This window comes from Rhizobium sp. WSM1274, assembly GCF_025200775.1.
GTDB lineage: Bacteria > Pseudomonadota > Alphaproteobacteria > Rhizobiales > Rhizobiaceae > Rhizobium > Rhizobium leguminosarum_I.
In genome coordinates, this window is the sequence record NZ_CP104138.1 from 2,559,873 (window position 1) to 2,583,516 (window position 23,644).

The following is a 23,644-nucleotide window of genomic DNA, read 5'->3' on the forward strand; positions in this document are numbered from 1 at the left end:
TTGGTCTGAGATAGTTTCGCACCGGAAATCGAACAGGGGGAGTAACAAGTGTGACCGTATTCCTTGGAACCGTCGGTGGCAGCCTTGGCGCGCAGGTATCCCGAGTTGCCGTCCGGCGGCTATTCCCTTGTGAGGCAATGCGTGGCGAACTCCGCGATGGCTCCCCCGTCCGCTGTTCCACGCATTTCCGTTCCAGTCTCCGCGACGTCTATTCTGACAACCGCGGGGGAAGCGGGCGAGAACGCCCGGGATAGAATGCTAATCTCTTCAGCCGACAGCGATGACGTCAGTACCACATCGTTTTCATCATCGCGACGCCACATTGCCTCCTGGAAAAGAATGCTGGGAGCGTTTTTGATGGCCTGAAATGTTCGTATATTTTCAGCGAGAACGATAAGACGGGCTAGCGACTCGGAACGAGTCCCATTGCGAGCAAATTCTTCCTCTATAGGCAGGCGTGTATTCAGCGCGAGCCTGATTTGGGGCCCTTCCGAACATACGATCCATAACCCGCTAGGCCGTGGTCCACCGCGTGCTATCTGGAGTTTATCGGTGGCGGCTACACCAGGCAGAGACGGAAACGTCTCGCCCCGATCAAGTTGTGCAGCTGCGGCGGTTATCAACCCGAACACGGTTTTTGAAAAATGCCCGTTTATGGCGGCAAATGTCAGGAGGAAGACAAATGCAAAAAGCCGTTTCATCGTTCCTCCCTTCCGTCGCCTGAGCGGCTTGACAACGACATCTCTGCGCGAAGTCGCCCATAGGGGGACGGCGCCAGACGAAATTGTTCGAGCCATTATCCTCTCAGGCTATCAACAGAGTTGCCAAAAACAACCGAGTATCGGAAGCTTATTTTTTGGCTAGGCGATGGATTGCGAGATATGACGACAGCCTCATCAACGGAGCCAGCCAGGCACGGCAGCGCCCGGATCTGCCGCGGCTGCTGGGACCAGATGCATATGCCGATTCCGATCGGCGGCCCCCTCGCCTTGCCTTTCCGCGCCTTCGGCATCACCCGCAGCAAGATGAACCCGGATATCTGCACGATCTGCGAGCGCTCCTTCCAATATGTCAAGAAGCAGCGCCAGATCACTGTCGACGCCACCATCCTGTTTGCCGATATCCGGGGCTTCACGGATCTGTCGGAGCGCATCGATGCGGTGCAACTGAGCGGGATCGTCAGCCTATTCCAGGATCGCTGCGCGCAGGCAATCTGGGCGCATGACGGCATCGTCAACAAGCAGATGGGCGACGGCCTGATGGCGATCTTCAATTTCCCGATCGTCAGAAAGGACCACGCCGGCGCCGCGATCCTGGCGGCACGGGAGATCCAGCAAAACTGCGCCGCAGCCCTGAACGGCCTGGCACTCGAGGCATTGCCCGGCCGCACTCTCGGCGTCGGCGTCGGCATCCATTCCGGCAAGGTCCAGATCGGCGAATTCTCGAGCTTCCGCAGCGATTTCACCGCCATCGGCGGCGTCGTCAATCAGGCCGCAAGGCTGGAATCCCACGCCGCCGCCGGCGAGATCCTGATCTCGGCTGAAACGGCGGCGAAGGCTGCCGATCTCGCCGCAGGCGCCGAAACCCGCATGCTTGTGCTCAAGGGCATCGAGCAGCCGGTGCAGGCCAGCGTTCTGATCAAGCGCTGAACGACTGCCAACGCTGCAGGCCTTTTCTCACGGCATTGCTTCGTCAACTGACCGGGAGGTGTCGGAAAGCCCATGCCATCCACTTTCGTCGCCAAGGGTGCCAAGGCTTATGAGGCCAGCATGGGGCGCTGGAGCCAGCGGCTGGCAGCACCCTTCCTTGATTTCGCAGGCGTGCCATCTTGTGGTCGCGTCCTTGACGCAGGCTGCGGCACCGGCAGCCTGACACTCTCCCTCTCCGCTTACCCCGAATTGGAAGCCATCGAAGCCATCGATTTCGAGGAAGACTTCGCGGCCACCCTGCGCATGCGCACTGACGATCCCCGGATCAATGCCCAACAAGGCGACGTCTGCGCCCTGCCCTATGATGACCAGACTTTCGACGCCGTCTATTCCCTGCTGGTGCTGCATTTCGTCTCCGATGCCGACCGGGCCGTGCAGGAAATGCGCCGCGTCTCGAAACCGGGCGCCATCGCTGCCGCTGCCGTCTGGTCTTATGATGGCATGCCGAGCTGGCGCCTGTTCTGGGACACGGTCCGCGCCATCGAGCCCGAAGCCTCAGGCAAGGGCATCCCCACGGGAAGGCGGCCGCTGACGGCGGAAGACGAGTTGCGTCAGGTGTTCGAAAACGCGGGCTTCGCCGATGTTGCCGAGACGACGTTGACGATCACGATGCATTACGCTGGCTTCGACGACTTTTGGCTTCCAAAGGTCTATGGTCAGGGAACCTTCGCGGCCTATTTCGATGCCTTGCCAAAGGCAAGGCGCGATCGTCTGTTGGAAGCGATGCGAGCGGTCTATCTTGGCGGCGGGAGCGAGGATGGCCCTCGCGGATTCGAGAGCGTTGCCTTTGCGGTGCGCGGCACCGCTTAGCACGCCGCCGGAGGCTGTTTCACCGGTGCGTTTCTGAAAACAACATCGCATGGCCGCAGTCCGGTATCTTCTCCCAGGGCCGAAAAGTAACGCTTCCGAAGCCTAGAGCGGGATTGTTTTATGTCCGTTCATATCCGGCTTCCTTGAAGTAGTTTTGGCACTCTTTCGGCGAGACGGTTTGAAGGGTGGCTGCCAGCGCGTCGTCGATGGCCTGTCGGGTTCGAGCCTGCGCCTTGCGCAGCTCGTGCTTGATCTTGGCGAAGAGTTTTTCGATCGGATTGAGATCGGGGGAATACTGCGGCAGGAAGAACAATCTGGCGCCGGCCTTGCGGATGGCGGCACGGATAGCGCCGGCCTTGTGCGAGCCGAGATTATCCATGACGACGATGTCGCCGGGTTTGAGCTCCGGTACCAGCACCCTCTCGACATAGATGCGAAAGCGTTCGCCATTGATCGGGCCGTCGATGATCCACGGTGCGCTGACGCGGTCGGCCCTGAGGGCTGCGACAAAAGTCATGGTATTCCAGTGGCCGAAGGGCGCATGGCCCAACAGCCGTTCGCCGCGCGGCGCCCAGCCCCTGAGCGGCGTCATATTCGTCTTCGTCCAGGTTTCGTCGATAAAGACAAGGCGAGATGGATCGATGCGATGGCGATGCTTCAGCCAGCGCGCCCGCCGGGCGGCAACATCGGGCCGCTCGCGCTCGCTGGCGACCAACGTCTTTTTTTATAACTCAGCCCTTCCTCATGCACGAAGGTCCGGACGGCGCTGTAATCCACTTTCAGGCCGCGCTCTCCGAGTTCCGCCACCAACCCGCGCAAGGTGAACGCCTGCATGTGGCAGCGATCGATCAACCAGACCCGATGTTTACCTGAGATCGCCCGTGGCTTGTGCCCGCCCATCTGGCCGGGAGCCGCGCTGCCCGTCTCACGCAAGCGCCGGACCCAGTCGATCGCGGTGCTGATGCCAATGCCGAAGCGCTTTGCCGCCGCTCGACACGACAGGCCCTCGCGCGTTACTGCGCCAACAACGCGTTCCCGAAGATCATCCGAAAAAGGTTTCGCCATCCAGACCGGCCTCCTGCACCGGCCAGAATGGTGAATCTGATTTGCACCAGAAAGGGAATCCCTGTTCCGATTCCGACTAAAACAATCCCGCTCTAGCCTCTTTTGTCAGTACTTCATATTCCGCAATTCGGGAAAATCATAGTAACGCAGCCGTTCGTCGTGGCAGCGATGGTCGTTCTTTTTCAGGTACAATATCATGTCGTCTTGCAAGCCCAGGCCGATATAGGACCAGTTCGGGTTGGCACGTTCCGTCGTGCGCGTGCAATAAGCATAAATCTGCTTTTCCGGATTAAGCAGAACCACGCTGGAAATCTCAGCCTTTACGAAGTTCCCCGGTTTGATGGTTCCACGCAAAGCGTCGACGTATTCGCGTCGAACCGCGCTGGAAGGCGCCCGCTGGGAATCGACCACGGACTGCGGTGCCGGAGTCTGGCAGCCAGACAGTGCCAGCAGGACAGCGCAAACAAGGATTTTGATTTTCATTCAGTTGGATCTCCCTCTATCAAAATTGTTGGACCGGGTTTCCCGAAGGCGATGGCTGAAAACAGCAATGTCGCAGCCTGTGCTTCGAGGCTCCGCCCCGCGGGCTGCGCACCTCAGCATCAGGAAGGTCGCAGGATTCCGCGCCTCAACGACACCAATGCCTTTCGCGCACCGCTCAACAACGCCTTGAGCGGCGACGCGGCCGGAGCCCTCGCCCCTGCGTCAGGTCTTCATGCCGGTCAGTTCAGGAAACGGGTAATAGCGCAGCCGCTTGTCGCGGCAGCGATCGTCATTCACCGTCGCGCCTAATATTTTGCCATCTGTGAAGGAGACGCCGAGGTAGGCCCAGTCTCCCCAGCCGCGCTTGGGCACCAAACGCACGCAGTAAGCATAGATCTTTTTCTCAGGTTCAAGCACCACCACGCTGGAAATGCGGGCCCATACGACTTCTCCTGCTTCGTGCCGATAACTTCTCTTGAACACGATATTGATAAAGTTCTGCCGGACGTCATTCGAGGGAGGACGCTGGGAATCCGCAACGGATTGCGACACGGAGGCGTTGCAGCCGGCCAGCATCAGCAGGGCAGCGCAAGCAAGGACCTTTATTCTCATTCAGTTTGAATCCCCAAAGAATCGGAACGCGGCGACGCTGCGTATTTCCTACAACCACAGCGGGAATAATATTTGCAATACATGAAAGGAATATTGTTGGCGCTGCGGGACGCGCAAATCTAGCAGCGTCACTCCACCTATACCGCAGGGTTCAAGGCGGAGGCTTCTGCGCCGTCTTCATCATCATTGATCGTAACGCCGGCTTCCAGCGCGGCCAGGATGAAGGCCTGCCGCACCGTCTCGGCCGGCATGCGCCCGGCAAGCCAGGCGCGGCAGAAATCGATCGCCCTCTGCTGATGGACGCCGCCATTGACCGGCCAGTCCGAGACGAGTGCATAAAGCGCATCCTGCGGTGAGCGGAGAACCAGGCGTTCGCCGGTATCGAGGTCGATCGAGATCGTTTTTTTCCAGAAGGCGGAATGGTCGCTAATGGCAGTTGCACCTGAAGCTGAAGTCACAGGAAACTAACTGCGGAAGGCCGATTTCGGTTCCGATACGAGGGTGCGGACGATCGCCGCGCGGCATTTCACGAAGGCCGTCGAGCTTTCGGGCGAAGAAACAACGGGTGGCGAATGGATATTGAAAGCGGGATCGCCCCGGCCAATGCCCACTTTTGGCCGGGCCGATTTCGATGGTTGCCGCCCGGCCGTCAGCCGGGCAGCTTGCAGCCCTTGCTCAGTCCAGCGGATTGCATGGCCGAAACCTTACCTTTGGACGCGGCAATTTCGCCTTCCTTGTCTCCCCCGGCGACGCTGCCGATGGGGACGCCGACGAGGAAGACACCGAAAGCATCACCGTTCGCTGCGCTGATCTGCTGCTTGGACAGGTCGTCGAGCTTGACCTTCTCTTTTTTCTGTTCCACTGCGAGCGCCTCGCAACTGAGGTTCGTATAGGCCGCCATCGGAATATCGACCTGGACGATGGCGTCAGGACGTTTGGCGCAGCCGGCCACTGCCGCGGCGGCCGCGAATGCGATGATTGTCTTGTTCATGAATGGTCCCCAATTCCCGCAGCAGCTGTAACATCGGCGCCCGCAATGCGGGAGCCGGCAGAGCCTTCAACCACAGACTTTTTTTATCGGGACACTTCCCGTTTCGGATTGGCATTGCTGATCCGGAGTTTGCATGATAGCCGCACGCCGACCGCCCGTTAGTTTCCGCGCTTGATCTCCGCGCACGGCCTCTACCTAAAAGCCCGAATGCTATGCAAAGGAGGCTCCGGTGTCGGTACCCATTGAGGACTACGCGCTCATCGGCGATTGCGAAACCGCCGCACTCGTCTCGAAGAACGGCTCGATCGACTGGCTCTGTTTTCCGCGCTTCGATTCCCCCGCTTGTTTTGCCGCCCTGCTCGGCGGCGAGGATAACGGCTTCTGGTCGCTGTCACCGCCAGGTGTAAATGTCCGTCTCACGCGCCGCTACCGCAACGATACGCTCATTCTCGAAACCGAGTTTCAGACCGAGACCGGCACCGCCGTTCTCATCGACTTCATGCCGCTTCGCGATAGCACGAGCGATCTGATGCGCATCGTCGAGGGCAAGAGCGGCACTGTCGCCTTCGATATGGAACTCAACCTTCGCTTCGATTACGGCCGAACCGTTCCCTGGGTCACGCACGGTGAGGATGGCGGCATCACCGCCATTGCCGGCCCGGACAGGCTAACCCTGAACTGCGCCGTCCCGCTCGAAGGCCGCGGCCTGAGCACGGTCGGCTCCTTCCAGGTTGCCGCTGGCGAGAGCCAGATCTTCACCCTGACCTGGTCCCCCTCGCATATTCCGCAGCCGGTTCGGCGGCAGGTGGAATATGCGCTGCCGGACACAGAGGAATTCTGGCAATCCTTTGCCGCTGCCTGCCCGAAAGTGGGCCGGTGGACGGAACAGGTCAAACGCTCGCTCATCACGCTCAAGGCACTGACCTACATGCCGACGGGCGGCATCGTCGCCGCGGCGACGACCTCCCTGCCGGAAAAGATCGGCGGGCCGCGCAACTGGGACTACCGCTATTGCTGGCTGCGCGACGCGACGCTGACCCTGCTCGCCCTGATGAAAATCGGCTATTACGAGGAAGCCAGTGCCTGGCGCAACTGGTTGCTGCGCGCGGTCGCCGGCGTCCCGGCGCAGATGCAGATCATGTATGGCGTCGCCGGCGAGCGCAATCTGCTGGAATGGCAGGTTTCCTGGCTGAGTGGCTACGAGGGCTCGGCACCTGTACGCATCGGCAATGCCGCTGCCGAACAGATGCAGCTTGATGTCTATGGCGAGGTGGCCGACGCCATGCTGCAGGCCCGCAAGGGCGGGCTTCCGCCGCATCACCGCGAACGCGAACTGGCGGCGGCCATTCTGCCCTTTCTCGAAAAAATCTGGGTGGAACCCGATGAAGGCATCTGGGAGGTGCGCGGCCAGCGCCAGCATTTCACCTATTCGAAGGTCATGGCCTGGGTGGCCTTCGACCGCGCCGTCCAGATTGCCGAGGTGGACGGCGAGCCCGAGGCCGCCGCACGTTGGCGCACGCTCGCAGATCACATCCATGCCGAGGTTTGCGAGAAGGCTTTCAATCCCGAACTCGGCTGTTTCGTGCAGGCCTACGGCTCCAAGGCGCTTGATGCCAGCCTGCTTCATCTGGGCATGGTCGGCTTCATCGCGCCTGATGATCCGCGCTATGTCGCGACAGTCGAGGCGATAGAGCGCAAGCTGCTGCGCGATGGCCTGCTGCTGCGCTATGAGACGCAGGAGGTGGACGACGGCCTGCCGCCAGGCGAAGGCGCGTTCCTCGCCTGCAGCTTCTGGCTCGTCGACGCCCTCGGCATGATCGGCCGCCGCGACGATGCGCTGCGCCTGTTCGAGCGGCTGCTTCATATCTGCAACGATGTCGGGCTTTTGGCGGAAGAATATGATCCCGCCGCCCGTCGCATGCTCGGCAACTTCCCGCAGGCCTTCAGCCATGTCGGGTTGATCAACAGTGCGTTGAACCTCGCGCCCCTGGAGGGGCCGGAGGACCAGCGTTCAGCTTGATGAGTGTAGAACCGCTGAAGAAAGACCCCTCCCCAACCCCTCCCCACAGGTGGGAGGGGCTAATCCGGCGACACCGCCTTGCCTCTTCCGAAACGTTGAGGAATTGGAAAAGCGGGTGCCGCAAATTAAGCCCCTCCCCCTTGTGGGGAGCTAGGGCATATACATAAGTCGGTGCGACGGATTGACTCGGTTTGCGGGGGTCGGATTCCTTTACTGCGGGCCGTATGATTGTTTTGGCGACGTTTTGATTTGGGAGCGTCGCCGATGGATGTAGGGCATGATTTTTCGTTGGGCCGGTTTGGAGATCGTCGTCTCGATAAAGGGGGGCGGTGCTGCTCCGTCGCATTGTGCTGCGCGAGACGGTTTGCCTTCGCCAGTTGGCCGAGGGCAACCATTCGCAGGAGATCCGGTTCGGGCGTTTTCTCAACAACAGTGCGGTGAGCGTGGAAGAGATCATTGCCGGCTGGAGCCAGGAGACCCGGTCTGCGGTTGAGGGTCGCCACGTGCTGGCGCTGCAGGACACCAGCGAGATCAAGTTTGCGACGACGCCGGACAGCCGGCGGGAATTGGGCAAGATCAAAAAAGGCAATTGCTTTGGCCTTTTGCTGCATCCGATGCTGGCGCTCGATGCCGACACCGGCAGCTGCCTTGGCCTGGTGGGCGGCCGGGTCTGGACGCGGGGTAGCGAAGAGCTTACGCCGCATGCCGAGCGGCCGTTGAACGAAAAGGAATCGCGGCGCTGGGTGGAGACGGCAGAGGCGGCCAAACTGGTGCTTTCGCGTGCGGCCCGGGTCACGGCGATCGCCGACCGGGAGGGTGACTTCTTCATCATGTGGGCGCGCCTGCCCGATCGGCGCTTCGATCTTTTGTCGCGCGTCATGCATGACCATGCGCTCATCGACGGTTCCAAACTGCGCCGCGCGGTCGAAACGGTGGCGTTTTGCGATACTCAGACGATTGATCTGCGCGAGCGCGCCGACCGTCCGGCGCGGCAGGCGACGGTGTGCCTGCGCTTCGGCGAAGCGACGATCCGGCGGCCGCAAAACCTGCGCGAGGCCGGCCTGCCCGATGGCGTCAGGCTGAGCTGGGTCGAGATCGTTGAACCGGCCGCCCCCGACGGTGTCGAGCCCTTGCACTGGCTGCTCCTGACCACCCATTGGCTCAGCAGCCCGGCCGATGCCTGGCAGATCGTCGCCTGGTACAAGCAGCGCTGGATGATCGAGCAGTTCTTTCGGGTGATGAAGAACCAAGGCTTCAAGATCGAGGACAGCCAGTTGCATCTGGCGGCACGGCTGGAAAAGCTCGTCGCCATCGCCGCCAAGGCCGCAGCAATCGTCCTCCAGCTCGTCCAAGCCCGCAGCGGCGGCGATCACCAGCCGGCAAGCCTGACCTTCACGGCAGCCGAGATCGATACCCTCGCCGCCCTCGAAAGCCGTTTCAAGGGCACAACCAAGCTGCAGTCCAATCCCCACTCTAAGGCCTCGCTGGCTTGGGCCGCCTGGATCATCGCCAAGCTCGGCGGCTGGAACGGCTACGCCTCGGCCAAGCCGCCGGGCCCAATCACCTTCTTCAACGGCCTCAAATACTTTCGAGCCGTCGCCGATGGATGGGCTTTGCGAGATATGTATATGCCCTAGTTGTGGGGAGGGGTTGGGGCGGGGTCTTTGGTATTGTGGGGCGGGCTCTTTGATATCGCACGTTGAGCCACCACCCCACTATTCAAAAATCCGAACGATTCATTCGTTTCCCTTTTGTACTCTTTCCCTCTTCACTTTCGCCCTGACTCCCTCCATATTCCCGCCATGGCCAGATCTCCGAAGAAATCCCCCGCCCCGAATGGCTTCGAGGAAGCTCCCCAATCGTCTTTTGAGGGAGCCCCACTCTCAGGCTCGGTTGCCGATTGGGTGAAGCAGCTGGAGGCCGATGCCGAAGCCTCGGGCGTCGAGACACAGCGCCAGATCGCCTCCAAGGCCGGCAAACATCGCAAGAAGGTCGAAATTGCCGCCAAATCGGCCGAAGGCCGCAAGCCCGAACGGGCGTCCGAGCCGTTGCGAGGCCCTCGCGGAGCGAAGGCGCAAAGCGCCGACAGCGTGAGCGCTTCAAAGAGTGCGCGCGGCACCTCCATGGGCGGCTCGACCGACCCGAAGACGCGCGCGGCCGCCGGCCTCAATCCCGTCTCCGGTATGGATACGACGCTGGAGGAGGCCTCGTCGCTGCAGGCCGGCACCGCCGTCACCGCCACGGTCGAGGCGCTGTCGGCGCTGATCGAGAGCGGCAATCCGCTGCACAAGAACGGCAAGATCTGGACGCCTCACCGCCCTGCCCGCCCCGACAAGTCCGAAGGCGGTATCGCCATCCGCATGCAGTCGGACTACGAGCCGGCCGGCGACCAGCCCACCGCCATCCGCGACCTCGTCGAGGGGCTGGAGAATGGCGACCGCAGCCAGGTGCTGCTCGGCGTCACCGGCTCCGGCAAGACCTTCACCATGGCCAAGGTGATCGAGGCGACGCAGCGCCCGGCCGTCATCCTGGCGCCGAACAAGACGCTGGCCGCCCAGCTCTATTCCGAATTCAAGAATTTCTTCCCCGACAATGCGGTGGAATATTTCGTTTCCTACTACGATTATTACCAGCCGGAAGCCTATGTGCCGCGCTCCGACACCTATATCGAGAAGGAATCCTCGATCAACGAGCAGATCGACCGCATGCGCCACTCGGCGACGCGCTCACTGCTCGAACGCGACGACTGCATCATCGTCGCCTCGGTCTCCTGCATCTATGGTATCGGCTCGGTCGAGACCTATACGGCGATGACCTTCCAGATGTCGGTCGGCGACCGGCTCGACCAGCGCCAGCTGCTGGCCGACCTCGTCGCCCAGCAATACAAGCGCCGCGACATGGATTTCACCCGCGGCTCCTTCCGGGTGCGCGGCGACACGATCGAGCTCTTCCCCGCCCACTTGGAGGATGCCGCCTGGCGCATCTCGATGTTCGGCGACGAGATCGACGCCATCACCGAATTCGACCCGCTCACCGGCCAGAAGGTCGGCGACCTGAAATCGGTGAAGATCTACGCCAATTCGCACTATGTCACCCCGCGCCCGACGCTGAACGGCGCCATCAAGTCGATCAAGGAGGAGCTCAGGCTTCGCCTTGCCGAGCTGGAAAAAGCCGGCCGCCTGCTGGAAGCCCAGCGCCTGGAGCAGCGCACCCGCTACGATATCGAAATGCTCGAAGCCACCGGCTCCTGCCAGGGCATCGAGAACTATTCGCGTTATCTCACCGGCCGCGACCCCGGCGATCCGCCCCCGACGCTGTTCGAATATATCCCCGACAACGCCCTCGTCTTCATCGACGAGAGCCATGTCACCGTGCCGCAGATCGGCGGCATGTACCGGGGCGACTTCAGGCGCAAGGCGACACTGGCCGAATACGGCTTCCGCCTGCCCTCTTGCATGGACAACCGGCCGCTGCGCTTCGAGGAATGGGACGCCATGCGCCCCGATACCATCGCCGTTTCGGCCACCCCCGGCGCCTGGGAGATGGAACAATCAGGCGGCGTCTTCGCCGAACAGGTGATCCGCCCGACCGGCCTGATCGACCCGCCGGTCGAGGTCCGCTCGGCCCGCAGCCAGGTCGACGACGTGCTCGGCGAGATCCGCGAGACATCGGCCAAGGGCTACCGCACCCTCTGCACCGTGCTGACCAAGCGCATGGCCGAGGACCTGACCGAATATCTGCATGAGCAGGGCGTGCGCGTCCGCTACATGCACTCCGACATCGACACGCTGGAGCGTATCGAGATCCTCCGCGATCTCCGCCTCGGCGCCTTCGACGTGCTCGTCGGCATCAACCTCTTGCGCGAGGGCCTGGACATTCCCGAATGCGGCTTCGTCGCCATCCTCGACGCCGACAAGGAAGGCTTCCTGCGCTCGGAAACCTCGCTGATCCAGACGATCGGCCGCGCCGCCCGCAACGTCGACGGCAAGGTCATCCTCTATGCCGACCAGGTCACCGGCTCGATGAAGCGGGCGATGGAGGAGACCGGCCGTCGCCGCGAAAAGCAGATGATCTATAACCAGGAACACGGCATCACGCCGGAATCGGTCAAGGCCAGGATCTCCGACATCCTCGACTCCGTCTATGAGCGCGACCACGTCCGCGCCGATATCTCGGGCGTTTCGGGCAAGGGCTTCGCCGATGGCGGCAACCTCGTCGGCAACAACCTGCAGACTCATCTCAACGCGCTCGAAAAGAGCATGCGCGACGCCGCCGCCGACCTCGACTTCGAAAAAGCCGCCCGCCTCCGCGACGAAATCAAACGCCTCAAGGCTGCCGAGCTGGCGGTTATGGACGATCCCATGGCACGCGAGGAGTCGAAGGCGATGGAAGGAAAAGCCCGCGGCAAGTCCCCTTCTCCCCCGCGGGGAGAAGGTGCCCAAAGGGCGGATGAGGGGGCTACACCCTCCTACTTCGCCAAATCCTCCATCGACGACATGGGCCCAGGCACCGACACCGCCACCCCCCTCTTCCACAGACCCCATCTCGACGACATGGGCCGCGACATTGCCGAACCCGCCAAGAAGACCCTCTTCCGCAAAAACGACCTCGACGAAATGACCGTCGGCCGAACGGAAAAGCCGGTCACCGGCGCGCTGCCGGAAAAGCCCGAAGCCGCCAAGGGCACGAAGCGGTTTTCACCGCTGCTTGAAAGCCAGCCGGAGCGCGATGACGTGCGGCCGATTGTGCGTGGGAAAACGGGCGTAGGGAGTTATGAGGATCCGGGCGAGCAGAAGCGCAAGAGCAGGACGAAGGGGAAGACTGGGCGGCCGGGGCGGTAACGACAAACCGCCCAACCAAGCGGGCTGGCTTAAAGTGATTTGTGTCACTGGGTCAGCGGCTGCTTCCCAATCGGCGCGGTTGGCGAATCTCGGATGCTAACACCATGGGCGCGTGTCTAGGCAATCGCTTTCGAGACACTATGGGCGATTTTTGGATCAACCTCTCTGGCTTGCTGCGCCTCACAGAATGGAATTTCCAATGCCAGAAATTCGCATTGACCCCTTCCCCTCCGCCGCCGAACTGAACGCCCTTTTTTCCGCCGCCTGGGGCAGCCCGCACAGCCGCGATTTCACCGCCATTCTGCCCCGCAGCCTCGCTCATATCGGCGCCTATCAGGACGACCGGCTCGTCGGCTTCGTCAACGTCGCCTGGGATGGCGGCATCCATGCCTTCATCCTCGATACATCGGTCCGTCCCGACATGCGAAGGCAAGGCATCGCGACGCGCATGGTCCGCCAGGCGACGAACCTCGCTCGCGAGCGCGGCGCCGAATGGCTGCATGTCGATTTCGAGCCGCATCTTACCGGCCTCTACCGCGCCTGCGGCTTCAGACCCACGGAAGCAGGCCTCATCAAACTCGAGTGACACCTCCCGCGCGGAAAGCCGGACAAGTCGAAGCCAGCACCAACCTACGATAGCGACGGGGATGGTCACGCGGCGCGGCACCGCCGAAGAACCCACTGAAAACACAATTTTCCCGAGAGCATCTCACTCAAAAATGAAAGGTAATACTATTTAGGAGACCAAAGTATCATCTTGAGTTCTCTAATTAAAATTCGCTTCCCAGTATTTCATCCTTAGTTTTTCATTAATTAGCAATGAAAAGACACAATTTTGCATTGAAAACTTAATCGGGGATTGGCATAGATCCCCGAGGGGTTGTCGTCCGCCGAGCAATAAAACAGTTCTTTCGGGGGATGTCTCATATTGCCGAGTACAATGCATCTTTTGGGGAAAGATATATATGGCCTTGAATATTCTGGACACGAACGGCGCCACAGTTACCAAGACCGGCGCTGAGTTCGAAGCTTACGACGTTATCCGCTACTCCGCCGCTAATCCTCTCTCCGCCGTCGACCTCACCGTCTCAGATTCCAGCGTGGCAGACCTCGCCGACGAGTTGGGCTCGGTATCCGCGAGCGTCAGGGGCTCGAGCGGCGACAACACGATCACAACGGGCGCCGGCAAAGATACCATAGTGAGCGGCGGTGGCGCAGACACGCTAAGCGGCGGCGGCGGCGACGACTTGCTCAATGGTGAAGCTGGCAATGACACGCTGAATGGCGGCGACGGCAATGACGAGATTTACGGCGGCGTCGGCAATGACGTCATCAAGGGCGGCGCGGGTAATGACACGATTAGCGACGGAGATTATTTTTCCGATGTCGCTGAAACCTTCAATATCGATGCCGGCGATGGCAACGACAAAGTGATTTTGTTCACCGGCCCTTTCGCCAAGATATCGGGAACGATAGACGGCGGGGCCGGCACCGACACGCTGCAAGCCAATGATCTGACAGGCCTGACGATCAAGAACGTCGAGATTCTCCAGCCTGCGACATCCAGCGTGACCGCATCGACGGCACAATTCGAATCCTTCGATAAAATCATCGGTACCGGCTCCGATTCTTCCGTCCAGCTGGTCTTGACTGACGGCGCCCATGTCGATCTTTCCGACGAGTTGGCAGGCAAGCTAAACTACATCTTTGGCGGCCCTAACGTTTCCGGCATCGACGTCACGACCGGGAGCGCTCGCGACCTTCTCACCGGGACTGCGGGCAGAGACATCTTAGACGCCGGCGACGGCAACGATTATATCAATGGCAATGGTGGCAATGACCGGTTGATCGGCGGCAAGGGCGACGACACGATCGTCGATGGCCAGCTTTCCAGCTCTTCGCCGGAAGTCTTCGACATTGATGCGGGCGACGGGAACGATGTCGTAACCCTCCAGACACCGTCTCAGGCGCTTTCCGGGACGATCGACGGCGGTGCCGGGATTGATACACTGCGAGTGTCCAGGTTTGCCCAGCTGACGATCAAGAATTTCGAAATTCTTGAAACGAATGAGTATGGCTTTACCGGTTCATCCGCGCAGTTAGAAAGCTTTGACAAAATCTCGGGAACGAAGGACGCTTTCGGCTCCTCCATCGCCATCTTGAGATTGACGGACAAGGTCCATGTCGATCTTTCCGACGAGCTTGGAAACAGTCGGGCTAGTATATTTGGCACGGTCTCCGGTATTGACGTCAAGACTGGCGGCGGTGACGACATATTTACGGGAACCGACGGCAACGATATTTTCGATGGCAGCGGCGGCAACGACACGATCAACGGCAATGCCGGCAACGACAAATTGACCGGCGGGGATGGCAACGATCAGATCTTCGGCGGCGTCGGAAATGACGTCATCAAAGGCGGCGCGGGCGACGATAAAATCACCGATGGCGATAATATGTCCACCGCCCCTGAGGCCTTCGATATTGATGCCGGCGATGGCAATGATGCCATCAACTTGCAGTCACACTCTTCCGCGCTTTCCGGAGTAATCGATGGCGGCGCCGGCACGGACACGCTGCAGGTCATCAAACCTACTTTAGGCCCTGGGCAGGAATCCATCGGGCTTGCCGGTTTCACGATCAAGAACGTCGAAATACTCGAAACGGCAGGAGCCGAGGTTCTCGCTTCGGCCGTCCAGTTCGAAAGCTTCGACAAGATCGTCAAATACGACAAGCCGGGCTACGAGAATGATGTCCTGGCGCTGACATTGACGGACAGCGCCCATGCCGATCTCTCCGACGAGCTGGCAAACCGCCACGTCGATATCTTCGGCACCGCCTTCGGCATCGACGTCAAGACCGGCGGCGGCGACGATTACTTCTACGGCACCGACGGCAATGACAGGTTCGAAGGCGGCGCCGGCAACGACGTGCTCCTTGGCGGTGCAGGCATCGATACGGCGGTCTTCTCCGGCAATTTCGCCCAATACTCCTTCGCGTTGAACAATGGCAGCCACATCCTGACGAGCGCTCTGGAGGGCAAGGACACGCTGACCGATGTTGAATTCGCCCGTTTTGCCGACGGCGTCTACGATTTTGCCAAGGGAAAGTTCACGTCCGACGGCAGCAACAGCGCGCCCACCGATATCCAGCTTTCGAAAACCTCCCTGTTGGAAAGTACCCCGATCTGGACCACGGTCGGCCTGCTCAGCGCCAAGGACGCCGACGGCGACACGCTGACCTATACGCTGATCAACGGGGCGGACGACCACTTCCGGCTCAACGGCAATCGCATCGTCACCTCGAAGGCGCTGGACTACGAGACGGACAAGTCGCACACGATCAAGGTCGCTGTTTCCGACGGCAAGGTCACGGTCGAAAAGGACATCACGATCAACGTCCTCGACGTCAACGAGACGCCGGTCAACAAGGCGCCTGTTAATCTCGCCTTCTCGCGCAGCTCGGTCTCCGAGAATATCGCGATCGGCACCTCGGTCGGCCTTCTCTCCGCCGTCGATCCGGAAGGTGACACGGTGAAATGGCGGCTGACGGACGATGCCGACGGCATCTTCAAGCTCGTCGGCAACAAGATCCAGACGAAGGCGGCGATCGATTTCGAAAGCACCCATAGCCTGACCTTCACCGCCGAAGCTTATGACGCGGCCGGAAACGTCACCAGCCACGATTTCACGCTGGCTGTGAAGGACGTCTTCGAGCCGTTGGTTTCGAGCTTGCCGCATGAGGCGTTGATTTAGCCGCGACCGGATTGCATGCGATGGAGAGTTGCATCGTGATGGACTTAAACACAGAGGTGGGGCTTGCGGTTATGCAAGCCCCCTATACAAAGTTGATTGGCGTTCTGATCGTCTATGGATACGTTGCCGAGGGTAGATCGGTCCACCTTTCCTCCCCCATTCCTGTGCCTGTCACAAGAATCCAGCCACGGCGCGTCCGCGCCGTGAATGACTCTGTGGCAAGATAGAAACTCTCCTGCGCCCAGAGACCTGGGCGCACTGGTTATGACGAGCACAGGAATTGGCGAGGTGGGTAGGCTGGCGTACGCGCCCAAACCCCAACAAGCGCGGGGCCTTTCATCAACAGCGATGGCCGCGCCAATCCCTGGTAACCACCGCCAAAAATGCCGCTCCACCTCGCCCCCCGATTCCGCTATGATTCCTCGCTCATCGGAGGAGAGTTCGCATGCGCCTGCCCACATTCATCCTCGCCCTCGCCGTCTCGGCGGTCGCAGCCTTGCCCGCATCGGCGGCGACCTACAAGACGCCGAAGGCGCTGCTCAAGGCGCTCTACAGCTACGACACCGACAACAGCGACGCCGAGGCACCCTCGCCCTATTCGACCTTCTTCTCCGACCACCTGAACGAGCTCCTTCAGACCGATCTCGACAACACGCCGGAGGGCGATGTCGGCGCGATCGACTTCGACCCCGTCATCGCCGGTCAGGATGGCGCGGCCAGCGACGTCAGGATCGGCCAACCGATCCTGCTGGATGACAATGCCGAGGTGGAGGTGGAGTTCGAAAACGGCGAAGAGGTGACGCTCTTCTATACCTTGGTGCGCGAACACGGCGGCTGGAAGGTCGATGACATCGCCAACCAGAAAGGTGATAATCCATGGAGCCTGAGCGGGTTGCTGGGGGATGCGCAGTAGGTGGGCAGATGAGGGAGTTACGCGCCCACGACCAATCCCTTCTCCCCAGCGGCTAGAAGGTGCCGGCAGGCGGGTGAGGGGGTGAGTAGCAACAGGAGCGAATGCGCTGAGCGCAAGCGAAGGGCAATGAAGGGCGTGCCGCGCGGCCCCCTCATCCGACCCTTCGGGCCACCTTCTCCCCGTCGGGGAGAAGGGGGAACGCCACAGCGCCGAATAGCTTCTTTCGTTGCCACGAAATCCCTGTCCGGCTATCGAATCCGCCCGCCATCCCGTTTCGGCACGGAATCCCGCTATGGCACAGCCGTGCAAGGATCTGGTAACCCATAGTCAAGTATCTGAATCTTCGGCATTTCCCGACATCGATGCGGGCATGCCACAATAATCCCGCTTGCTTTTTGCCCGAAATGCTGGCACGAATTGACTTACTCGGGCATTTGCATGCCGGTGACTGGACTGATGTGGTAATCCCTTCCGTTTGGAAGGCGGCGCGGGACTACCCGCCTACGTAGACGTTCTTTCCCCGTACGTGACTTCTCCGACTGACCCTTCGTCCCCATCGATCGGGGCGAAAGCTAAAGCCGTCCGCTTCCTCTCGGGGGCGCGGATACTACACAGACTAAGGGAAAAGGACGATCCCAATGGCCACCAAGGGCACCGTAAAATTCTTCAACCAGGACAAGGGTTTTGGTTTCATCACGCCGGACGGCGGCGCAAAGGACGTTTTCGTCCATATCTCTGCGCTGCAGGCTTCTGGCATCCAGTCGCTGCGCGAAGGCCAGCAGGTTACCTTCGACACCGAGCCGGATCGCATGGGCAAGGGCCCGAAGGCTGTCAACATCTCGGCTTCGTAAGTCAGACTTCCGCTCACGCGGCATGAACGGCGCTCCGCAAGGGGCGCCGTTTCTGTTTGTGGCGCTGCGATCATTTGTCGATCGCACCGGCAAGTGTTATATGCGCGATTTATGGATGCCCGCCCCATACGGCGGTGACCGCGCCGCGCTGCGGCAGAGGGCACCGCAGTGCGGCGCCCGGGAACAAGGAACTATGGAACGTCGATGACGCAGAAGAGGCCGATTATTGCGGTCGCCCCGATGATCGACTGGACGGATCGGCATTGCCGCTATTTCCACCGCCAGATCAGCCGCGAGGCGCTGCTCTATACCGAGATGGTGGTAGCCGATGCAATCATCCACGGCCCGCGCGACCGGCTGCTCGGTCATGACGCCGCCGAGCATCCGCTGGCGCTGCAGCTCGGCGGATCGGACCCGGCAAAGCTTGCCGAGGCGGTGAAGATCGCCGAACCCTACTTCTATGACGAGATCAACCTCAATGTCGGCTGCCCCTCCGACCGCGTGCAGTCCGGCACCTTCGGCGCCTGCCTGATGCTGACGCCGGAAACGGTGGCCGAATGCATCGCTGCGATGAAGAGGGTTGCGACCGTGCCGGTGACGGTGAAATGCCGGATCGGCGTCGACGAGCAGGAACCGGAACAGGCGCTGCCCGAGCTGATCACCCGCGTTCTCGATGCCGGCGCCGACGCGATCTGGATCCATGCCCGCAAGGCCTGGCTGAGGGGCCTGAGTCCCAAGGAGAACCGCGAGATCCCGCCGCTCGACTACGAGATCGTCTATCGGATGAAACAGCGCTGGCCCGATGTCTTCATCGGCATCAATGGCGGTATCCGCACGCTCGACGAGGCGGCAAGCCACCTCGCCCATGTCGATGGCGTCATGCTCGGCCGCGCCGCCTATCAGAATGCCGCGATCCTTGCCGACATCGACCAGCGCTTCTTTGGTGCGCCTGCGGCCGAACCGGATTGGGAAGGGCTCTGTAACCGGATGATGGCCTATGCCGAACGCCACATCGCCAGCGGCGGCCGGCTGCAGCACGTGGCCCGCCACATGGTCGGCCTCTTCACCGGCCTGCCCGGCGCAAGACGCTACCGTCAGATCCTGTCGACCGATGCGGCAAAAACCGGCGCCGGGCCGGAGGTGCTGGCGGCAGCCTTTGCGGCGGTGGATTTTTCGGGAACGGAGCAGGAGGCGGTCAGCGCCTGACGTAGGTGACGTCACGTCATGGCGCCGAAGTGCGGCGTCAGGACCGCGCCATCGGCAGCAAGATCTTCTTCTCGATGCGGCCCGCCACCGAAAACACCAGGATCTCCGTATCCCTGCCGATCCTGCTGCCATCCATCAATCGCACGATATCGTCGACGCCGCCGACCGGGCTGCCGTCGATGGCGAGGATATAATCGCCCTCCTGCAGGCCGCCCTTTGCCGCCGGCCCGTCCGGCTCGACGCGGCGGATGCGAACGGAGGTCGTTTGTACCGTGCCCGCCGCAAGGGCCACCCGGCGCGGCAGCACGATCGTATCGCCTGCTATGCCGATGAAGGCACGTCTGACCTGGCCATAGCGGAGAATCTCCGAAACCACGAAATTGGCCGTGTTCGATGCCACGGCAAAGGCGATGCTCTGCGCGCCCTGGATGACGGCAGTGTTGACGCCGATGACCTCCCCGCCCGAAGACACCAGCGGCCCGCCCGAGTTGCCGGGATTGAGCGCCGCATCGGTCTGGATCACGTCCTCCATCAGCCGGCCGCTGGCCGCCCGCATCGACCGGCCGAGCGCCGAGACGATGCCGGCGGTAACCGTCCACTCGAAGCCGAGCGGGTTTCCGATCGCGATCGCGATATGGCCCCTGCGCAGGCGCTGGGAATCTCCGAGCTTCGCCCAGGCGCCGGTGCTTGTATTGGCGCGAATGAGGGCGATGTCGGTATCCACATCCCGGCCGAGCACGCGGCCCTCGGTAACGAAGCCATCGGGCGTGGTGATGCGAACGACCTTGGCGTCATCGACGACATGGTTGTTGGTGATGATCAGGCCGTCAGGCGAGACGGCGAAACCCGACCCGTGCCCCTGCCGGCCGGCCGCCCTCTCGATACGGCTGACCGCCGGCCCGACGATGTCGATTGCTGCTGCGATCGATTGCGAATAGGCATCGATCAGCGCCCCGTCGTTCTGAGGCGCTATGTCCTTATCCATGTAACCCATTATTTGATCCTCAGGCGGCAATAACGGCCGTCCCGCCGCCGGCAAAGCCGTCGCGGTTGCGACGCTCCGCCATGGCGCTGTTGTATGAGGATTAGATGGTTGGGCGATGAACCGCGTTCAAGTGAGCGCCGGCAGCTGCATGCACGGTAGAACGGGAGCCCACCTACCCCGGACAGATATATTGAACTAGCCGGACGGATATATTGAACGAATATCAAAAAAATGGCTCATTACAGACGTTCGCCGTTAAATCAGTCCCTTCGCTACGCCCCTGACGAACTAGCCTGAGACGGCCAACAGCCAAGATACTGTGGATCAAAAGAATGTTTGCAGCGCAAAGCAGCCATGCGAAATGGGCGGGTTCACACCCATCCTCGTGGAAACATACAAACGTTTGTCATATCAATAGAATAGAAAGAGGCATTCGATAAGCACATCAACATATTCGGGTTGATCAGACGCGACCTTCTCGCCCCTAGCCCCCGGCCCAGCGGCGCTCGCGGTTTTGTCAATTCTGCAGGCAACAGCGCAAACTTCTGAGCGCATTAATCCAACCAACCCCACCAACGGAGCCAAAAGATGAGCACGGTTACCACCAAGGACGGCGTCGAGATCTTCTACAAGGATTGGGGGCCGAAGACCGCCCAGCCGATCATGTTCCATCACGGCTGGCCGTTATGCTCCGACGACTGGGATACCCAGATGCTGTTCTTCCTTGAGAAGGGCTACCGGGTCGTCGCCCATGACCGGCGCGGCCACGGCCGCTCGACCCAGGTGGGCGACGGTCATGATATGGACCATTACGCCGCCGATGCCGCAGCCGTCGTCGAGCATCTCGATCTCAGGAACACCGTCCATGTCGGCCACTCCACCGGCGGTGGCGAAGCGACCCATTATGTCGCCCGCCATGGCCAGCCGCAGGGCCGTGTCGCCAAACTCGTCATCATCGGCGCCGTGCCGCCGATCATGGTGAAGACGGAAGCCAATCCCGGCGGACTGCCGATCGAAGTCTTCGATGGGCTGCGCAAGCAGCTCGCCGACAATCGCGCACAGTTCTATCACGACCTGCCGGCCGGCCCGTTCTACAGCTTCAACCGGCCGGGTGCGAAGGTCCTGGAACCGGTCATCAACAATTGGTGGCGCCAGGGCATGATCGGCGGCGCCAAGGCGCATTACGACGGCATCAAGGCCTTTTCGGAAACCGACTTCACCGAAGACCTGAAGAGCATCACCGTGCCGACTTTCGTCATGCACGGCGATGACGACCAGATCGTGCCGATCGCCGACTCCGCCCTGCTCTCGTCCAAGCTCCTGCAGAACGCCACGCTGAAGGTCTACGAGAAATTCCCGCACGGCATGTGCACCACCCATGCCGACATCATAAATCCCGACATCCTCGCCTTCATCAAAGGCTGATCCGCAATGTTGCCGGGCGCCGACGAGGCGCCCGGTTGCTATTATGGCTGTGACTCCAGACGTAGGCACGCCGGCTATGTCGATCGATTGACAGCCAGTGACGCATTTTCCCATGAAACCGTTTTCGCCGATTTGCGTTTAGCGGCCATGAAAAGAGAACGTGAACCCTCATCAAAGGCTTACCGACAGGATCGTTTCGAAAACACCGAGCGAGCCGCCAAGGAAACCATCGAGGCGGAGCAGCGGGCCCGCCGCGAAAAAACGAAGCGGCTGAAAGAGCTGCGCCTGGCGCAACAAAGCGGCCAGGGCCCCGCAACCAAGTAGATCTCACGCTCGCACCATCCGTCCGGCCGACGCCTTGATCGGACTCATCTCGTGCCGCCGCCCGCGCCCGTATCTTCCCGGCGGCCAAAATTGTTTTTGAATTTCGGACCTTCGCCCATCTTGCAGAGCAAAGATCGCGAAATTATCTTTTTTCCACGAAAGCGATTCACGGCATCCAAAAAAGGGATTGCGATGTCAGACAAGCTGTTTAGCACACGTGACGAACCGCTCGCCTCCGAAGATCTGCACGTGTGCAGGCGTGTCCACGAAGCCCTCTGTAGCGGGCTAAAGATCGACAGAACAGGCAAGGAGGCCGACCGTCTTGGTGCCCTCATCATCGAGCTTTACCGCCAGGGTGTGCATGACGAAAGCCAGCTTCGGTTGCTGGCCGGCGGAAGGTGAGCCTGATAGAGCGCCTTCAGGTTCAAAAGAACTTTCACCAATCCCGTTCGCTCGCCAGTGCCTTAGCCATGGACCTGTTGACAGCCCGCACCAGCGCCGTCCGGTGAGGCCAGCAGGCTGTCGGCGTAGGCGGTGAGTTCGAGCGGGCCGACATACATACGCAACGGCCGGCAACGAAGCCGGGGTCTGAAGCCCGCGGGCAGTTGCACGGCTGCAGTGCTGACACAGTGCATGTCGCCAACGACAAACAGCATTGCCCCGTCGTCGGAGGGGCAATGAATTCGGCAAATCCCGAAGGTTCCTCAAAGAGGATTACGGGTTCGTTGTCGTCTCGGTGCTTGTGGCAGAGGTCTCGGTTTCGTCAACACTCTGGGCGGCTTCAGTGGTGTCCGCTGTGCCTTCCATTCCAGTCTCAGAGGTCTCCTCAGTCGCGACCGGGTCTGTCGTCGCGCTCTCGTCGGCCGTCTCGCCGATCGCTGTCTCGGTCTCTGCTGCCGGGGTTTCCGGTGTCGGGGCGGCCGCCGCCAAGGCGTCTCTCATCTGGTCGATCGTCCCGACAGCTGTTCCGACACCGAGCGTCTCCTGTGCCCAGCCCAAAGCCGCCGGCGTGACCGTGCCTGTTTTGGTTGCGGCGGCCAGCGCCGCAGTCAGGGCGGCATCGCCCAATAGCGGATCGTCGGCCGGTGGCGCCACTCCGTTGGTGAGTTCATATTGAGCGTACGCCGTGCTGAAGGCGGCAATCGCGGCCATCCGAGGATCGGCCGTTTTCATGAGAGCGTGGAAGTTGCGCTTCAGCGAATTGAGACCGGCGAGCTCTGCTGCTGGCTTCTTTGCAGGTTTTGTCGCAGGCGCTTTGGCGATGGTCGTCTTTTTGGACGTGCCCTTCGTACTGACGGTCTGCTTAGCCGATTTCGTCTTGGCGGCCTTGCCCGTGCTTCCGGTCCGGCCGCTTTCTGTCTTCCCCCTCGAACTGGCGCCGCCCTTTCCCCCGCCGCTATTGCTGCTGCCGCCTCCATGACCTCCGCCGCTGTTTCCGCCGCCGTGGCCACCGCCGCCACCACCGTTGCCACCACCATTGCCGCCGCCGTTGCCGCCCTTGGCGAAAGCAGGATACAAATCGGTGAAGATGATGTTGAGAGGCGCAATCGCCAAGCTCATCGAGAGACAGAGAACACCGAGAATTCTGGAGAGCCGCATGCTAATCCTTACGACATGCACAGGAGTGCTGTTACATCTCGGTCATTGATGCAGG

General features: G+C 61.0%; 21 protein-coding genes. 13 read left to right on the top strand and 8 right to left on the bottom strand.

Translation table 11 applies throughout. The features are described from left to right. Positions 1–119: 119 nt before the first annotated feature. A complete protein-coding gene (locus tag N2600_RS12905; protein WP_260296424.1) occupies positions 120–701 on the bottom strand; it encodes a hypothetical protein in 582 nt (193 codons plus the stop codon). A gap of 180 nt (positions 702–881) precedes the next feature. On the opposite strand from N2600_RS12905, the gene N2600_RS12910 reads away from it, so the two are divergent. Next, positions 882–1,649: an adenylate/guanylate cyclase domain-containing protein gene (locus tag N2600_RS12910; protein ID WP_017964768.1), complete on the top strand. Its 768-nt coding sequence runs from the start codon at positions 882–884 to the stop codon at positions 1,647–1,649. Between the two features lie 72 nt (positions 1,650–1,721). Continuing rightward, entirely contained in the window at positions 1,722–2,519 is a 798-nt protein-coding gene (locus N2600_RS12915) for a class I SAM-dependent methyltransferase (protein WP_260296425.1), read from the top strand. Positions 2,520–2,637: 118 nt separating this feature from the next. Here the strand turns inward: N2600_RS12915 and N2600_RS12920 are convergent. From N2600_RS12920 to N2600_RS12940, 5 genes are all read right to left on the bottom strand, one after another. Then, a protein-coding gene (locus tag N2600_RS12920; protein ID WP_222282285.1) for an IS630 family transposase occupies positions 2,638–3,584 on the bottom strand; the annotation gives its coding sequence in 2 pieces (ribosomal slippage) (positions 2,638–3,243 and positions 3,246–3,584; 945 coding nt in all). 105 nt (positions 3,585–3,689) lie between these two features. Continuing rightward, complete coding sequence (locus N2600_RS12925; RefSeq protein WP_260296426.1) at positions 3,690–4,067, bottom strand: hypothetical protein; 378 nt, start codon at positions 4,065–4,067, stop codon at positions 3,690–3,692. 222 nt (positions 4,068–4,289) lie between these two features. Then, complete coding sequence (locus N2600_RS12930) at positions 4,290–4,679, bottom strand: hypothetical protein (protein WP_260296427.1); 390 nt, start codon at positions 4,677–4,679, stop codon at positions 4,290–4,292. A 137-nt stretch (positions 4,680–4,816) separates the two neighbouring features. Then, positions 4,817–5,137: a DUF982 domain-containing protein gene (locus tag N2600_RS12935; RefSeq protein WP_170255185.1), complete on the bottom strand. Its 321-nt coding sequence runs from the start codon at positions 5,135–5,137 to the stop codon at positions 4,817–4,819. A gap of 191 nt (positions 5,138–5,328) precedes the next feature. Further along, positions 5,329–5,670 (bottom strand): hypothetical protein, encoded by a 342-nt coding sequence (locus N2600_RS12940; protein ID WP_260296428.1) that lies wholly within the window; start codon positions 5,668–5,670, stop codon positions 5,329–5,331. A gap of 229 nt (positions 5,671–5,899) precedes the next feature. Between N2600_RS12940 and N2600_RS12945 the strand changes: the two genes are divergently transcribed. The 8 genes from N2600_RS12945 to dusA all read left to right on the top strand — a co-directional run bounded on the left by N2600_RS12945 (position 5,900) and on the right by dusA (position 19,256). Beyond that, positions 5,900–7,690, top strand: a complete 1,791-nt coding sequence (locus tag N2600_RS12945) for a glycoside hydrolase family 15 protein (RefSeq protein ID WP_260296429.1) — start codon at positions 5,900–5,902, stop codon at positions 7,688–7,690. A 329-nt stretch (positions 7,691–8,019) separates the two neighbouring features. Further along, entirely contained in the window at positions 8,020–9,327 is a 1,308-nt protein-coding gene (locus tag N2600_RS12950; protein WP_017963437.1) for an IS4 family transposase, read from the top strand. 165 nt (positions 9,328–9,492) lie between these two features. Continuing rightward, positions 9,493–12,531, top strand: a complete 3,039-nt coding sequence (gene uvrB / locus N2600_RS12955; protein ID WP_260296430.1) for an excinuclease ABC subunit UvrB — start codon at positions 9,493–9,495, stop codon at positions 12,529–12,531. A 199-nt stretch (positions 12,532–12,730) separates the two neighbouring features. Next, complete coding sequence (locus tag N2600_RS12960) at positions 12,731–13,117, top strand: GNAT family N-acetyltransferase (RefSeq protein ID WP_260296431.1); 387 nt, start codon at positions 12,731–12,733, stop codon at positions 13,115–13,117. Between the two features lie 379 nt (positions 13,118–13,496). Beyond that, the gene (locus N2600_RS12965) at positions 13,497–16,286 is read left to right on the top strand and encodes a metal-binding protein (RefSeq protein WP_260296432.1); all 2,790 of its coding nucleotides are present in this window, start codon (positions 13,497–13,499) and stop codon (positions 16,284–16,286) included. A 445-nt stretch (positions 16,287–16,731) separates the two neighbouring features. Continuing rightward, entirely contained in the window at positions 16,732–17,199 is a 468-nt protein-coding gene (locus N2600_RS12970; protein WP_260296433.1) for a YbjP/YqhG family protein, read from the top strand. A gap of 638 nt (positions 17,200–17,837) precedes the next feature. Further along, positions 17,838–18,050, top strand: coding sequence for a cold-shock protein (locus N2600_RS12975; RefSeq protein ID WP_003540801.1), 213 nt, complete (start codon positions 17,838–17,840; stop codon positions 18,048–18,050). Positions 18,051–18,254: 204 nt separating this feature from the next. Further along, on the top strand, positions 18,255–19,256 hold the full coding sequence (gene dusA, locus N2600_RS12980; RefSeq protein ID WP_017964779.1) for a tRNA dihydrouridine(20/20a) synthase DusA: 1,002 nt from the start codon (positions 18,255–18,257) through the stop codon (positions 19,254–19,256). 37 nt (positions 19,257–19,293) lie between these two features. On the opposite strand, the gene N2600_RS12985 is transcribed toward dusA, so the two are convergent. Continuing rightward, on the bottom strand, positions 19,294–20,250 hold the full coding sequence (locus N2600_RS12985) for a S1C family serine protease (RefSeq protein WP_260296434.1): 957 nt from the start codon (positions 20,248–20,250) through the stop codon (positions 19,294–19,296). A 579-nt stretch (positions 20,251–20,829) separates the two neighbouring features. Between N2600_RS12985 and N2600_RS12990 the strand changes: the two genes are divergently transcribed. From N2600_RS12990 to N2600_RS13000, 3 genes are all read left to right on the top strand, one after another. Next, positions 20,830–21,666, top strand: a complete 837-nt coding sequence (locus N2600_RS12990; protein WP_170276557.1) for an alpha/beta fold hydrolase — start codon at positions 20,830–20,832, stop codon at positions 21,664–21,666. A gap of 87 nt (positions 21,667–21,753) precedes the next feature. Continuing rightward, positions 21,754–21,990, top strand: a complete 237-nt coding sequence (locus N2600_RS12995) for a hypothetical protein (RefSeq protein WP_260111049.1) — start codon at positions 21,754–21,756, stop codon at positions 21,988–21,990. Between the two features lie 192 nt (positions 21,991–22,182). After that, a complete protein-coding gene (locus tag N2600_RS13000; protein WP_222384277.1) occupies positions 22,183–22,392 on the top strand; it encodes a hypothetical protein in 210 nt (69 codons plus the stop codon). A gap of 312 nt (positions 22,393–22,704) precedes the next feature. On the opposite strand, the gene N2600_RS13005 is transcribed toward N2600_RS13000, so the two are convergent. Next, positions 22,705–23,589 (bottom strand): hypothetical protein, encoded by an 885-nt coding sequence (locus N2600_RS13005; RefSeq protein ID WP_260296435.1) that lies wholly within the window; start codon positions 23,587–23,589, stop codon positions 22,705–22,707. Between the last annotated feature and the right edge of the window lie 55 nt (positions 23,590–23,644).